13 protein-coding genes are annotated in these 13,178 nt (G+C 72.9%); 10 read left to right on the top strand and 3 right to left on the bottom strand.

The window, feature by feature from the left end:
• The first annotated feature begins 249 nt into the window (after nucleotides 1-249).
• The 6 genes from ACFVS9_RS06390 to ACFVS9_RS06365 all read left to right on the top strand — a co-directional run bounded on the left by ACFVS9_RS06390 (nucleotide 250) and on the right by ACFVS9_RS06365 (nucleotide 5,787).
• The gene (locus tag ACFVS9_RS06390; protein ID WP_383115403.1) at nucleotides 250-1,053 is read left to right on the top strand and encodes a response regulator transcription factor; all 804 of its coding nucleotides are present in this window, start codon (nucleotides 250-252) and stop codon (nucleotides 1,051-1,053) included.
• A 24-nt stretch (nucleotides 1,054-1,077) separates the two neighbouring features.
• The gene (locus tag ACFVS9_RS06385; protein ID WP_383115402.1) at nucleotides 1,078-2,121 is read left to right on the top strand and encodes a LacI family DNA-binding transcriptional regulator; all 1,044 of its coding nucleotides are present in this window, start codon (nucleotides 1,078-1,080) and stop codon (nucleotides 2,119-2,121) included.
• A gap of 94 nt (nucleotides 2,122-2,215) precedes the next feature.
• Nucleotides 2,216-3,397 (top strand): S1C family serine protease, encoded by a 1,182-nt coding sequence (locus ACFVS9_RS06380; protein ID WP_389930523.1) that lies wholly within the window; start codon nucleotides 2,216-2,218, stop codon nucleotides 3,395-3,397.
• Between the two features lie 13 nt (nucleotides 3,398-3,410).
• Nucleotides 3,411-3,593: a hypothetical protein gene (locus ACFVS9_RS06375; protein ID WP_389930521.1), complete on the top strand. Its 183-nt coding sequence runs from the start codon at nucleotides 3,411-3,413 to the stop codon at nucleotides 3,591-3,593.
• Nucleotides 3,594-3,640: 47 nt separating this feature from the next.
• Nucleotides 3,641-4,372, top strand: coding sequence for a response regulator transcription factor (locus tag ACFVS9_RS06370; RefSeq protein WP_389930518.1), 732 nt, complete (start codon nucleotides 3,641-3,643; stop codon nucleotides 4,370-4,372).
• A complete protein-coding gene (locus ACFVS9_RS06365) occupies nucleotides 4,369-5,787 on the top strand; it encodes a sensor histidine kinase (protein ID WP_383115398.1) in 1,419 nt (472 codons plus the stop codon). The genes ACFVS9_RS06370 and ACFVS9_RS06365 overlap by 4 nt, the downstream gene beginning before the upstream one ends.
• Before the next feature lie 6 nt (nucleotides 5,788-5,793).
• On the opposite strand, the gene ACFVS9_RS06360 is transcribed toward ACFVS9_RS06365, so the two are convergent.
• The 3 genes from ACFVS9_RS06360 to ACFVS9_RS06350 form a co-directional block, all read right to left on the bottom strand.
• Entirely contained in the window at nucleotides 5,794-6,684 is an 891-nt protein-coding gene (locus tag ACFVS9_RS06360; protein ID WP_383115397.1) for a phosphatidylinositol-specific phospholipase C, read from the bottom strand.
• Nucleotides 6,685-6,893: 209 nt separating this feature from the next.
• On the bottom strand, nucleotides 6,894-7,340 hold the full coding sequence (locus ACFVS9_RS06355; protein ID WP_383115396.1) for a helix-turn-helix domain-containing protein: 447 nt from the start codon (nucleotides 7,338-7,340) through the stop codon (nucleotides 6,894-6,896).
• Nucleotides 7,341-7,495: 155 nt separating this feature from the next.
• On the bottom strand, nucleotides 7,496-9,301 hold the full coding sequence (locus ACFVS9_RS06350; RefSeq protein ID WP_383115395.1) for a bifunctional metallophosphatase/5'-nucleotidase: 1,806 nt from the start codon (nucleotides 9,299-9,301) through the stop codon (nucleotides 7,496-7,498).
• 519 nt (nucleotides 9,302-9,820) lie between these two features.
• Between ACFVS9_RS06350 and mshD the strand changes: the two genes are divergently transcribed.
• From mshD to ACFVS9_RS06330, 4 genes are all read left to right on the top strand, one after another.
• Nucleotides 9,821-10,744, top strand: a complete 924-nt coding sequence (gene mshD / locus ACFVS9_RS06345) for a mycothiol synthase (RefSeq protein ID WP_389930513.1) — start codon at nucleotides 9,821-9,823, stop codon at nucleotides 10,742-10,744.
• A 92-nt stretch (nucleotides 10,745-10,836) separates the two neighbouring features.
• A complete protein-coding gene (locus ACFVS9_RS06340; RefSeq protein ID WP_383115393.1) occupies nucleotides 10,837-11,247 on the top strand; it encodes a GntR family transcriptional regulator in 411 nt (136 codons plus the stop codon).
• Nucleotides 11,244-12,137, top strand: a complete 894-nt coding sequence (locus tag ACFVS9_RS06335) for an ABC transporter ATP-binding protein (RefSeq protein WP_383115392.1) — start codon at nucleotides 11,244-11,246, stop codon at nucleotides 12,135-12,137. The genes ACFVS9_RS06340 and ACFVS9_RS06335 overlap by 4 nt, the downstream gene beginning before the upstream one ends.
• Complete coding sequence (locus tag ACFVS9_RS06330) at nucleotides 12,134-13,120, top strand: hypothetical protein (protein WP_389930509.1); 987 nt, start codon at nucleotides 12,134-12,136, stop codon at nucleotides 13,118-13,120. The genes ACFVS9_RS06335 and ACFVS9_RS06330 overlap by 4 nt, the downstream gene beginning before the upstream one ends.
• The last annotated feature ends 58 nt before the right edge of the window (nucleotides 13,121-13,178 follow it).

The following is a 13,178-nucleotide window of genomic DNA, read 5'->3' as shown; positions in this document are numbered from 1 at the left end:
CCTTTTGTGCTTTCCGAGCGTTGTTACGGCAGCGTTTCCACAAGCTCAGCGGTCCCCGGGCGCGGGACCGCACAGTAAAAACCGTATGACAGCCGTCGCAGGTGATGGCCGTACGGGAGTACGAAGCAGTGCCGCATACTCCCCCGGGTCCGACCCGGGAGTGCCCCTCTCGCAGGGAACGAGGAGGACCGACGTAATGGGCGAGCTGAACGTGCACGATCGACCGACGACCCAGGCAGGTGGGCGGCGATGAGTTCACTGCTGCTTCTGACGAATGCCCTTCAACCGTCGACGGAGGTGCTTCCCGCCCTCGGCCTTCTGCTGCACAGCGTGCGGGTCGCCCCCGCCGAGGGGCCCGCGCTCGTCGACACCCCGGGTGCCGACGTGATCCTCATCGACGGGCGGCGTGACCTCCCCCAGGTCCGCTCGCTCTGTCAGCTTCTGCGGTCCACCGGACCCGGCTGTCCGCTGATCCTCGTCGTGACGGAGGGCGGCCTCGCGGCCGTCACCGCCGACTGGGGCATCGACGACGTGCTGCTGGACACCGCGGGCCCCGCCGAGGTCGAGGCCCGGCTCCGGCTGGCCACCGGCCGCCAGCAGATCACCACCGACGACTCCCCCATGGAGATCCGCAACGGCGATCTGTCGGTCGACGAGGCGACGTACAGCGCGAAGCTCAAGGGCCGGGTCCTGGACCTGACCTTCAAGGAGTTCGAACTGCTCAAGTACCTCGCGCAGCACCCGGGCCGGGTCTTCACCCGCGCCCAGCTGCTCCAGGAGGTCTGGGGCTACGACTACTTCGGCGGCACCCGCACCGTGGACGTCCACGTGCGACGGCTGCGGGCCAAGCTCGGCCCCGAGCACGAGTCGCTGATCGGCACCGTACGCAACGTCGGCTACCGCTTCGTCACCCCCGAGAAGGTGGACCGGGCGGCCGAGGAGGCGCGGGCCAAGGCGGCGTCGAAGCCGGCGGACGAGCAGGTCACCCGTTCGGAGCAGCCGGCGGAGGAAGAGATCACCGAAGAAGCCCCGGTCCGGCCTGCCAAGCGGTAGGTCGATCCGCGTAGACTGCCGCGCGTGGCCAAGGTGACGCGGGACGATGTGGCGAGACTGGCGGGGACCTCGACAGCGGTCGTCAGCTACGTCATCAACAACGGACCCAGGCCGGTCGCCCCGGCCACGCGCGAGCGGGTGCTCGCCGCGATCAAGGAGCTGGGCTACCGGCCGGACCGGGTGGCCCAGGCCATGGCCTCGCGGCGCACCGACCTCATAGGGATGATCGTGCCGGACGCCCGGCAGCCGTTCTTCGCCGAGATGGCGCACGCCGTCGAACAGGCGGCTGCCGAGCGCGGGAAGATGGTGCTCGTCGGCAACTCCGACTACCGCGACGAGCGCGAGGTCCACTATCTGCGGGCCTTCCTCGGTATGCGGGTCTCCGGGCTGATCCTGGTCAGCCAGGGGCCGAGCGAGCGCGCGGCGGCCGAGATCGAGGCGTGGGACGCCCGCGTCGTCCTGCTGCACGAGCGCCCCGAGGCGATCGACGACGTCGCGGTCGTCACCGACGACATCGGCGGCGCGCAGCTGGCCACCCGTCATCTCCTGGAGCACGGCAACGCCTACGTCGCGTGCCTCGGCGGCATCGAGTCGACCCCGGTGGTCGGCGACCCGGTCGCCGACCACATCGAGGGCTGGCGCCGGGCGATGCAGGAGGCCGGGCTGCCGACCGAGGACCGCCTCTTCCACGCCCCGTACAACCGCTACGACGCCTACCAGGTCGCCCTGAAGCTGCTCTCCGGCCCCGACAGGCCGCCGGCGATCTTCTGCGCGACGGACGACCAGGCCATCGGTGTGCTGCGCGCCGCCCGCGAGCTGCGCATCGACGTACCGGGTGAGCTCGCGGTCGCGGGCTTCGACGACGTGAAGGAGGCGGGGCTCACCGACCCGCCGCTGACGACGGTCTTCTCCGACCGTCCGGCGATGGCGCGGGCGGCCGTCGACCTGGTCCTCGACGACTCGCTGCGCGTCTCGGGGTCGCGGCGCGAGCGGCTGAAGCAGTTCCCGTCCGCGCTGGTGGTCCGCCGGTCCTGCGGCTGCGGCGAACCCACGGTGACGGCGCTGTAGCCGGGCGCTCCCTTATATCGGGCATACACGGTTCTGCCGGGCTTCTCAGCGGGCACTCAGGCTGCTCTCATGTTGGCTGTCCACTCTCGTAGACATGACCGACAGCCCCCGCCCGAGCGGCGAGTACCCGATGTCCCCCTCCCACGACAACGGTTCGCACGACACCGGTTCGCACGACACCGGCGCGTACGGCACCGGCCCCTCCTACGGGGCCGACTCGCACGGCGGCGGCTCGTACGGCGGTGACCCGTACGCGGGCGGCACCTACGGCGGGGACCGGGCCGCCTACCCGCCGCCCCCGGCGTACGAGCCGCAGACGGCCGGGACGCCCTCCGCCGCCTACGCCTGGCCGGCACCCGCGCCCGCCGCGGACGCCCCGAAGCCCGAACGCCGGATCAGGCGGCCGTACGCGCTGCTCGCGGCCGTGGCCATCGCCGCCGCGGCGGTCGGCGGCGGCACCGCCACCCTCATCGGCGAGTTCGCGAGCGGCGGCACCGGCAGCTCCGGCTCCAGCGGCGTCGTCAGCGGCACCACCGTGTCGCAGAGCAGCGCCGGCACGGTCTCCGGTGTGGCCGCCGCCGTGTCGCCCGCCATCGTCGAGATCAGCGCGGCCTCGTCCTCCGGTCAGGCCACCGGCTCCGGTGTCGTCATCACGGCGGACGGCGAGATCGTCACCAACAACCACGTGATCTCCGGCGCCTCCAAGATCGAGGTGTCGCTCAGCACCGGCAAGACCTACAGCGCCGACGTCGTCGGCACGGACGCCGACAAGGACCTGGCGCTCATCAAGCTCCAGGGCGCGAGCGGGCTGAAGACGGCCTCGCTCGGCGACTCCTCCTCGGTGAAGGTCGGCGACCAGGTCGTGGCGATCGGCTCGCCCGAGGGCCTCACCGGCACGGTCACCAGCGGCATCGTCTCGGCGCTGGACCGCGACGTCACCGTCGCCAAGGAGGACCAGCAGGACCAGCAGCAGCAACAGGGCGGCCAGAACTGGCCGTTCGAGTTCGGCGGTCAGCAGTTCAACGGCGACACCGGTTCGTCCAAGACGACGTACAAGGCCCTCCAGACCGACGCCTCGCTCAACCCCGGCAACTCCGGCGGCGCCCTGATCAACATGAACGGCGAGATCATCGGCATCAACTCGGCCATGTACTCGCCCAGTTCGGCCAGTTCCACCGGGAGCTCGGCGGCGGGCAGCGTGGGCCTCGGCTTCGCCATCCCGGTCGACACCGTCAAGGCCGACCTGGACACCCTGCGCGCCGGCAACGGCTCCTGACGAGGAGGTCCCCGTGAACCCCCGCACCACCCCCGTGGCCGCCGGCCCGTCCGACCTGGCCCTGCCGCTCGCCCTGGCGGCCGGACTGGCCGCCGCGGCCCCCGCCGCGGCCGCCTCCCGCCCGGCCGAGATCCGCGGCGGCGGCGACCGGCGGCGCCGCGCCGCGCGACGCCGGAGGGCGGCCGTGCGAGGCTGAGGGCCCCGCACACCGCACCCGCCATGACGGAAGAGGACGAAGAAGCGATGAGCCCCGCCGAAGACGATCCGCAGCGCGTCCTGATCGTCGACGACGAGCCCGCCGTCCGCGAGGCGCTGCAGCGCAGCCTCGCGTTCGAGGGGTACGGAACAGAGGTGGCCGTGGACGGCTACGACGCCCTCGCCAAGGCCGGGTCGTACGACCCCGACCTGATCGTCCTCGACATCCAGATGCCGCGCATGGACGGCCTCACCGCCGCCCGGCGCATCCGGGCCACGGGGTCCACGACACCCATCCTGATGCTCACCGCCCGCGACACCGTCGGCGACCGGGTCACCGGCCTCGACGCCGGCGCGGACGACTACCTCGTCAAGCCCTTCGAACTGGACGAGCTCTTCGCCCGCATCCGCGCCCTGCTGCGCCGCAGCTCCTACGCCGCCGCGGCGGGAGGCGCCGCCCCCGACGACGACGTCCTGTCCTTCGCCGACCTCCGCATGGACCTCAACACCCGCGAGGTCACCCGGGGCGCCCGCCGGGTGGAGCTCACCCGTACCGAGTTCACCCTCCTGGAGATGTTCCTGGCCCACCCCCGGCAGGTGCTGACCCGGGAGCAGATCCTCAAGGCCGTGTGGGGCTTCGACTTCGAGCCCAGCTCCAACTCCCTGGACGTGTACGTGATGTACCTGCGCCGCAAGACGGAGGCGGGCGGCGAGCCGCGCCTGGTCCACACGGTGCGGGGCGTCGGCTACGCCCTGCGCTCCGGCGGCGGTGACGGGTGACCGGGCTGGCCCGCCGGCTCCGCGCCCTCCCCCTCCGCTCCCGCCTCGCCCTGCTGGTCGCGGCGGCGGTGGCCGCGGCGGTGGCGGCGGTGGCCGCGGCCTGCTGGTTCGTGACGCGGGAACAGCTGGACCACCAGCTGGACGAGTCGCTGCGCAACTCCAAGGTCGACCAGCCCTACCTGTCGAACCTGTACGCGTACTGCAACGGCGACACCTCGCTGCCGCTCCGGCCCTTCACCGGAGCGACGGTCCAGCTCGTCGACTCCCAGGGCACGGTCTGCGTCGCCCCGGGCACGTCGAAGCTTCCGGTCAGCCGCGAGGACCTGGACGTGGCCAAGCGGCAGCGGTCCTACGCCCTGCACACGGCGAAGGCCGAAGACGGCGAGAGCATGCGCGTCTACACCTACCGGCTGGACGTCCGGGGCCCGGGGACGGAATCCGGGAGCCTCGCCGTCTCCATCGCCCGCCCCCTGAGCGAGGTGACCGATCCCCTCTCCACCCTCGCCTGGGTGCTGGTGCTCGTCGCCGGCATCGGGGTGGTCGGTGCCGGAGCGGCGGGCCTGTGGGTCGCCCGCACCGGACTGCGCCCCGTCGACGACCTCGCCCGCGCCGTGGCCCACGTGGCCGAGACCGAGGACCTGACCATCCGGATCCCGGCGGAGGGCGAGGACGAGATCGCCCGGCTCTCCCGCTCGTTCAACACCATGACGAGCTCCCTGGCCACCTCCCGGGACCGTCAGTCGCAGCTCATCGCCGACGCCGGCCACGAACTGCGCACCCCGCTCACCTCGCTGCGTACGAACATCGAACTCCTCGCCCGCAGCGACGAGACGGGCCGCGCCATCCCGCCCGACGACCGCAGGGCCCTGATGTCCTCGGTCAAGGCGCAGATGACCGAGCTGGCCGCCCTCATCGGCGACCTCCAGGAGCTGTCCCGCCCCGACGCGGCCCAGCCCGGCCCGCTCCAGGTGGTCGCGCTGCACGACATCACCCGCACCGCCCTGCGCCGGGCCAGGCTGCGCGGTCCCGAGCTGGACCTCACCGCCGAACTGGCCCCCTGGTACGTGCGCGCCGAGCCCGCCGCGCTGGAGCGGGCGATCGTCAACGTCCTGGACAACGCGGTGAAGTTCAGCCCCCCGCGCGGGACGGTCGAGGTGTCCCTGCACCGCGGCGAGCTGACCGTCCGGGACCACGGCCCCGGCATCCCCGCCGAGGACCTCCCGCACGTCTTCGACCGCTTCTGGCGCTCGCCCTCGGCCCGGCAGCTGCCCGGTTCGGGCCTCGGCCTCTCCATCGTGGCGCGCACGGTCCAGCAGGCGGGCGGTGACATCGCCCTGCGTCCCGCGCCCGACGGCGACGGGACGGTGGCGACGATCCGCCTGCCGGGGGCGCCCCAGCCGCCGCCGGGCCGGTGAGCCGGCTCAGGAGGCGGGGTTGTGCCGGATCAGCGACTCCACCAGCCCGGACCGGGTGGCGGGGTAGTCCAGCGGGACGATACCGAGGCCGGTCCAGCCCGCCGCCGTCCCGTCGAGGAACGCGTGCACCTGCGGGTTGAGCCGGTCCGCGTTCCAGCGCGGCGGCATCAGGGCGGCGGTGCTCACGTAGTTCATGAACAGCTTCCCCGGCTGCTGCGACGCCTTGCGGAACTGCGCCTCGATCTTGGGGTACTTGGCGAACGGCTCCGCCATGTAGTCGTCCTGGATGTCGAAAACCGCCGGATCGGCGTAGCGGACACCGGGCAGGCCCCCGTTGTCCGCGAGCAGCACGACCCCGCCCCGGGCCCCGCCGAGGTCGGGCAGCGTGGAACCGAGGTGGAAGAGGGAGCGCCAGCCCCTGCCGTCGAGGTAGTCGTCGAAGATCCGCCGGAACGCGGCGTCGCTCTCCTCCGAGTACTCCTGCTTGACCCGCATCAGCACCGTCTCCGACGGCCGCTGGCGGAGGAAGTCCCGGCAGGCGATCAGCACGTCACCGAACATCATGTTCTGGTACGAGGCCCCGTGGTGGATCGCGAACGAGTCGCCGGTGATCCGGCAGCGGACGTCGAGGAAGCGTATGCCGCTGTTGAGCTGCTCGGCGATCGTGGTGTTCTGGCACTCCGTCCACGGGCCGCCGAAGCGGGCCCCGGAGTCGTGCGAGCCCGGGATCGTGAGGTTGCGCAGCGGGGTGGCGTCGGGGATGCCGCCCATCCAGTCCTGGACGCCGGACACCCGGCTGTCGGCCGCGGCGGCGGGCGCCCCGCCGATGAGGACTCCGGCGGTGACGGCGAGGGCTCCGGTGAGGAAGCTCCGGCGGTTGGCGGTGTACGGGCTCATGCGGAAACGGCCTCCGTCGGCTGTGGGGGGAGGCCTGACATTATGTCGGGTACACCTCAATACCGGAACGGGTTCCGTGCGACCGGTGCCCGCGCGGCCGGATCCCGCCGGAGGAGGACGGGCCCGGCCGGCGCACGGGCCCGGGTCGTCCACCGGACCGGACGGGCCGTCGCCGTACCGTCCCAGGCCGGTCGCCGCACGGCCGGGGGTCAGCCGCCGGACGGGCCCGGGTCCCCGGCCGGCACGGCCTGGCGGCCGGCCCCCTTCCCGCCCCCCGTGCGCCACTGGTCCCTGAGGGCGAGCACGTCCTGGAGCAGCACCCGGCGGTGCCTGCCCGGACGCGAGAAGGGGATGCCTCCCCCGTCGAGGATCTTGACGAAGGTCGGCCGGCTGATCCCGAGCAGACCGGCGGCCTCCTGCGTGGTGAGCGTGGTGTTCATGGGCGCCACCGTCACCGCCCTGCCCTCCGACAGCACCCTCACCACCGCCACCAGCGCCTCGTGGACCTCCGGCGGGAGGGCGCGGGTGGTGCCGTCCGGGCCGCTCAGCAGCGCGGGGCCGGCTCCGCGCTGCGTCCGGTCGAGGAAGGTGCGCAGTTCGGCGAGTTCCGCGCGGTGCTCGGGCAGGAGAGTGCGGTCCTGGCTGGTGCCGTGCATGGCTCTGCCTCCTTCGGGGACCCGCAGCTTGGCAGAGTCCGCGCGGGGCGCGCAGGGCCGCGGAGCCGTCCGTCCCGCCCCGTACGCCGTCCGGGAACGACGGAGGGGACGGAGGGCCCGCCGGCCCTCCGTCCCCTCCGTCGTGGGTTCCGGAGCTACTGCACGATCGTGATCCGGTCCGTGGCCGGCGGGGCCAGCGGGGCGGACGCCGTGGAGTGGGCCGCCAGGTAGGTGTTGAACAGGTCCAGGTCGGACGCGCCGACCAGCTTGTTCGTGCCCTGGCCGAGGGCCTCGAAGCCGTCGCCGCCGCCCGCGAGGAACTCGTTCATCGCGACGCGGTAGGTCTTCGCCGGGTCGATCGCCTCACCGTTCAGGCGGATCGTGTCCGTGACCACCCGGGCCGCGCCCGACTTCGTCATGTCCAGCGTGTAGGTGAGGCCCTTCGAGACCTGGAGGATCTTCGGGGACGCCTCGTTGGAGCCGCTGACCTGCTGCTGCAGCGCGGCGACCAGCCGGGCACCGGTCAGGTCGACGACGTTCATCATGTTGGTGAACGGCTGGACCGTGAAGGCCTCGCCGTACGTCACCACGCCGTCGCCCTCACTGCCGGACGCCGCGTACACCAGGTCGGAGCGGATACCGCCCGGGTTCATGAACGCGACGACCGCGCCGCCCTTGTCCGCCGGGGCCAGGCCCTCCAGCTGGGCGTCGGCGATCAGGTTGCCGAGCGGCTTCTCGGGGGCCGTGGAGCCGCGGCCGTTGATGTCGGCGGAGATGTAGCCCTGCGGGCGGCCCGCGATCGGGGCGGCGAGCGTGTTCCAGCGCGCGATCAGCGCCGTCATGTCGGTGGCCTTGGGCTGGTCCCGGCTGACGATGTGGTTCGCGGCGTTCGGGGACTTCACCGACGTACGCACGATGTCCTTGGTGCGGAGGTCGTAGGTGAGGGTCGTGTCGGTGTAGAGCTTGCCGAACGACGACGCCGAGGTGACCATGCGCGGCTTGCCGGACGGGTCCGGGATCGTGCACACGTAGGCCTGGTGCGTGTGGCCGGTGACCAGGGCGTCGACCTTCGGCGAGATGCCCTTGGCGATCTCGACGATCGGACCCGAGATGCCGTCGCCGGCGCCCGGGCTGTCGCAGTCGTAGTTGTACGAGGCGGAAGCCGGGGCCCCTCCCTCGTGGATCAGCGCGACGATGGACTTGACGCCCTGGCGGTCGAGTTCCTTCGCGTACTTGTTGACCGTCTCGATCTCGTCGTGGAACTTCAGGCCCTTGACGCCGTTGGCCGTGACGATGTTCGGCGTGCCCTCCAGGGTCACCCCGATGAAGCCGATCTTGACGCCGTTCTTCTTCCAGACCGTGTACGGCTTGAGGACCGGCTTGCCGGTCTTCTCGTTCGTCACGTTGGCCGCGAGGTACGGGAAGTCCGCGCCCTTGAACTTCTTGCCCTTCTCGTAGCAGCCCTCGACCGGGTGGCAGCCGCCGTTCTGCAGTCGGCCGAGCTCCGTGGCCCCCTCGTCGAACTCGTGGTTGCCCACGGCCGTCACGTCGAGGTCGAGCCGGTTCAGCGCCTCGATGGTGGGCTCGTCGTGGAAGAGCCCGGACAGCAGCGGGCTCGCGCCCACCATGTCCCCGCCGGCCGCGGTGACGGAGTACGGGTGACCCTTGCGCGCGGTGCGCAGCGAGGTCGCCAGGTACTCGACGCCACCGGCCGGAACCGACTTCACCGTGCCGTCGGCCTGCGTCTCACTGACCGTCCCGGCGGAACCGGCCGGCGGTTCCAGGTTGCCGTGCAGGTCGTTGAAGGAGAGCAGTTGCACGTCGACGGTGCTGGGCTTGTGGTGGCCACGGTCCTGCGCACCGGCCGGCATCGCGGCGACGAGCGCGCCCACGGTGGCCAGTCCGGCTGCGGCGGCGAGCACCCGCCGGGACGCGCGGTTCTTCTGTGGTGTCGCTGACATCGGTCCCCTTGTGAGTACAGCGGAAGATGGTGAGTGGCGGTGCCACGCCTGCCGCAGCCTAGAGTCAACGCGCGTAGCGCGACAGATGTGCGGGGTTACGAACTGGTTGCCGCACCCTCAGAAAGGGACCAGTCACCCGCAAGGGGGACATATGCGGACCTATGCGCCACAGCGCGCATACGCGCCGGAGGCCGGCCCTCGCGGACGGCGAACTCACCGCGCGGACACCGGCACCGGCCGGCGGAGGGCGGAACCGCCCCCGGGCTCCCGCGAGATGCCCGGCCGTCCCACGCCAGGCCCGCACGGGCGCGCCGGGCCCGGGGACCGCGCCACGCGCCCCCGCCGCGCGGGCCCCGGGGCACGCGGGTGCGCACGGCCCGGACGCGCGAGCCGGTGCCCGCGCGGGGCGGCCCCGCCCGCGGCGCCCCTGAAGTCCCGGACCGCCGGGCGGCGTCCGAACGGGCCGTGCGACCGCTCGCCGCCCCCGGCGCCCCACCCCCGCCCCGTACGCTCGTACCCATGACGACTGACGCACCCCTCCCCTCCCCCGGGCGCGAGATCGAGACCCTCGACGCGCTCACCCCCGAGCAGGCCGACGCCGTCCTCGCCCTCCTCGGCGAGGCCGCCGGGACCGACGGCCGGCAGGCCGTCTCCGAGCAGGGGCGGTTGCAGTTGAGGGGCGGGCACCGTGAGAGCGTCCGGCATTTCCTGCTCACCGTCGACGGCGACCTGGCCGGGTACGCGCAGCTGGAGGACACCGACCCCGTCGAGGCCCCCGCCGCCGAGCTGGTCGTGGCCCCCGCCCACCGGGGCCGCGGCCACGGCAGGGCCCTGGGTGCCGCACTCCTGGCCGCGACCGGGAAGCGGCTGCGGGTCTGGGCCCACGGCGGCAAGGCGGCCGCCCGGCACCTGGCGCAGGTGCTCGGCCTCTCCCTCTTCCGCGAACTGCGCCAGCTCCGCCGCCCGCTGGACTCCCTCGACATCCCCGAGCCCGCACTCCCGCCGGGCGTCACCGTCCGCACCTTCGTGCCGGGCCAGGACGACGCGGCGTGGCTCGCCGTGAACAGCGCCGCGTTCGCCCACCACCCGGAGCAGGGCGCCCTCACCCAGCGGGACCTCGACGACCGCAAGGCCGAGCCCTGGTTCGACCCCGAGGGCTTCTTCCTGGCCGAGCGCGACGGCGGGATCATCGGCTTCCACTGGACGAAGGTGCACGCCGAGGAGGACCTCGGCGAGGTCTACGTCGTCGGCATCCTGCCCGAGGCCCAGGGCGGCGGCCTCGGCAAGGCGCTGACCGCGACCGGCCTGCGGTACCTCGCCTCCCTGGGCCTGCCGACGGCCATGCTCTACGTGGACGCCGACAACCCGGCGGCCCTGTCGGTGTACGAGCGGATGGGCTTCGCCACGCACGAGGTCGACCTGATGTACCGCACGGAGTCCTGAGCGGCACCAGCACACCCGGGGGCGGCGTCGCTTGACGCCGCCCCTTCCTTGGGGCACTCTTTCACTACTCAATTAGTGAAAGGGTGGTGAACATGGCAGAGTCCGCAGCGGTCGAGTTCCGCATCGACCGGCGCAGCGGCGTCGCCACCTATCTCCAGATCGTCCAGCAGACCAAGCAGGCGCTCCGCCTCGGTGTGCTGGAGCCGGGCGACCGGCTGCCCACGGCACGCGAGGTCGTGGAGGCGACGGCGATCAATCCCAACACCGTGCTCAAGGCCTACCGCGAACTGGAACGCGAAGGCCTCGTCGAGGCCCGCCGCGGCCTCGGCACCTTCGTCCGCAGGACCCTCGGCAGCGCGGCGGTCACGACCGACCCGCCGCTGCGCGCCGAACTCTCGGACTGGATCCGCGGAGCACGCGCCGCCGGCCTGGACAAGGACGACGTGAGCGCGCTCTTCACCGACGTACTGAACAGCACATTCGAGGGGGACCAGCACTCATGACAGGTGCCGCGATCGAGGCGGACGGCCTCGGCATGGCTTACGGGCGAAAGCGCGGGTGGGCGCTGCGCGACTGCTCGTTCAGGCTGCCCGCCGGACGGATATGCGCGCTCGTCGGGCCCAACGGCTCCGGGAAGTCCACCCTGCTCTCCCTCGCGGCCGGCCTGATCCGGCCCGCCGGGGGATCGGTGCGGGTGCTCGGCTCCACCCCCGCGGTGGCCCGGACCCGCATCGCGTACGTCCCGCAGGACAAGCCGCTCTACCCGCAGTTCACCGTGGCCGACACCCTGTGGGCGGGAAGCCGGCTCAACCCCGCCGTCTGGGACGCCGCCGCCGCAGGCCGGATCGCCGGCCCGCTCCCCCGGGACGCCAGGGTGCGCACGCTCTCCGGCGGCCAGCGCACCCGGCTCGCCCTGGCCCTCGCCTTCGGCAAGCGGCCCGAACTGATGCTGCTCGACGAGCCGATGGCCGACCTCGACCCGCTCGCGCGGCACCAGCTGATGGGCGCCCTGATGGCCGAGGCGGCCGAGCACGGGACCACCATCGTGATGTCGTCGCACATCCTCACCGAGCTGGAGGGCGCCTGCGACTACCTCCTCTTCCTCGACGGCGGCCGGATCCGGCTCGGCGGCGAGAGCGAGGACATCGTCGCCGCGCACAGCGTGCTCACCGGGCAGGTCCGCGACCTCGCCCCGCACACGGTCGTCGACGCGCGCACGACGGGGCGTCAGCTCACCGCGCTCGTACGGCGGGAGGGCCCCCTGGACGACACCGGATGGGACGTCACCGAGCCCACCCTGGAGGAGCTGCTGCTGGCCCACCTCCGCTCACCGGAGGCACCGCCCCTGCTCACCCCGAGCGCCGGCGGCCCGGAGGAGGTGGCCCCGGTATGAGCACCGTCGCCCCGCCCCGCCCCTCCCTGCGCGCTCCCGCCCGGGTCGTGGTGCGCCAGCACAGATGGGCGCTGATGATCACGGGCGCGCTCGCCCTCCTCACGGCCGTCGGCCTGGTCGCCGTCACCCTGCGGTCGTCCCAGGTCGCCGAGGCCTTCGCGGCGACCGGCTGCCCGGCGGACGGCGGCGCCGGCCGGGCCTGCGACGTGACGGCCCGCAGCTACCAGGACAGCATGTCCCTGTACCGCGGCATCCTCGACAACCTCACCCTCGCCCTGAGGGCCCTGCCCGTGGCCGCCGCCGCCTTCGTCGCCGGCCCGTTGATCGCCCGGGAGCTGGAGAGCGGCACCTTCAGGCTCGCCTGGACCCAGTCCGTGTCACCGGCGCGCTGGCTGGCCGCGAAGCTCGCGGTCCCCACCGCGCTGCTCCTGGCCGGTACGGCCGTGCTGACGGCCCTCCTGCACTGGGCGCGGGCCCGCGCGGACATTCCTTACCTGCCCGGGTGGGCCGACGCGCCCGTCTTCGCCACCACCGGCACCGTGCCGCTGGCCCACCTCCTGTTCGGCATCTGCGCGGGAACCCTCATCGCGCTGCTGGTCCGCCGCACGCTCCTCGCGCTGACCCTCTCCGGTCTGGTCTCCGGCGTGGTGATCACGGCCTTCGCCTACCTCCGCGGCGGCCTGTGGCCCCGGGACACGTTGACCGGCCGTAGCCTGGAGGTGGTCGAGGAGATCTGGTGGGTGGAGACGGGCCAGCTCACCAGCAGCGGCGAGCGGCTGCCGAGCGACGTGTGCGGGCAGATCATGCCCGAGGCGGACCTGACCCGGTGCCTGGCGGACCACGACATCACCGGCCGCTACCTCGACTACCACCCCGCCTCGCACTTCTGGCCCGTCCAGCTCGTCGAGACCGGCATCCTGCTCGCCCTCGCCGCCCTGGCCGTCACCCTCGCGTTCCGCGCCCTGCGCCGCCGCACCGGCTGAGAGACCACCCCTGTCCGGGCCCCGGGGGGAGTCCGGGCAGGGGGTTCACCCACAGTGA

It is taken from the genome of Streptomyces sp. NPDC058008 (assembly GCF_042886395.1).
Taxonomy (GTDB): domain Bacteria; phylum Actinomycetota; class Actinomycetes; order Streptomycetales; family Streptomycetaceae; genus Streptomyces.
Note: the sequence above shows the minus strand (reverse complement) of the source record. Positions and strands in the feature narration are given on the sequence as shown.

Bases quoted from the DNA above. Each gene is read 5' to 3' on its own strand.
- ACFVS9_RS06390 (WP_383115403.1), top strand. From the start codon at position 250: ATGAGTTCACTGCTGCTTCTGACGAATGCCCTTCAACCGTCGACGGAG.
- ACFVS9_RS06335 (WP_383115392.1), top strand. From the start codon at position 11,244: ATGACAGGTGCCGCGATCGAGGCGGACGGCCTCGGCATGGCTTACGGG.
- ACFVS9_RS06355 (WP_383115396.1), bottom strand. From the start codon at position 7,340: ATGCACGGCACCAGCCAGGACCGCACTCTCCTGCCCGAGCACCGCGCG.
- ACFVS9_RS06370 (WP_389930518.1), top strand. From the start codon at position 3,641: ATGAGCCCCGCCGAAGACGATCCGCAGCGCGTCCTGATCGTCGACGAC.
- ACFVS9_RS06380 (WP_389930523.1), top strand. From the start codon at position 2,216: ATGACCGACAGCCCCCGCCCGAGCGGCGAGTACCCGATGTCCCCCTCC.
- ACFVS9_RS06360 (WP_383115397.1), bottom strand. From the start codon at position 6,684: ATGAGCCCGTACACCGCCAACCGCCGGAGCTTCCTCACCGGAGCCCTC.
- mshD (WP_389930513.1), top strand. From the start codon at position 9,821: ATGACGACTGACGCACCCCTCCCCTCCCCCGGGCGCGAGATCGAGACC.
- ACFVS9_RS06350 (WP_383115395.1), bottom strand. From the start codon at position 9,301: ATGTCAGCGACACCACAGAAGAACCGCGCGTCCCGGCGGGTGCTCGCC.
- ACFVS9_RS06330 (WP_389930509.1), top strand. From the start codon at position 12,134: ATGAGCACCGTCGCCCCGCCCCGCCCCTCCCTGCGCGCTCCCGCCCGG.
- ACFVS9_RS06340 (WP_383115393.1), top strand. From the start codon at position 10,837: ATGGCAGAGTCCGCAGCGGTCGAGTTCCGCATCGACCGGCGCAGCGGC.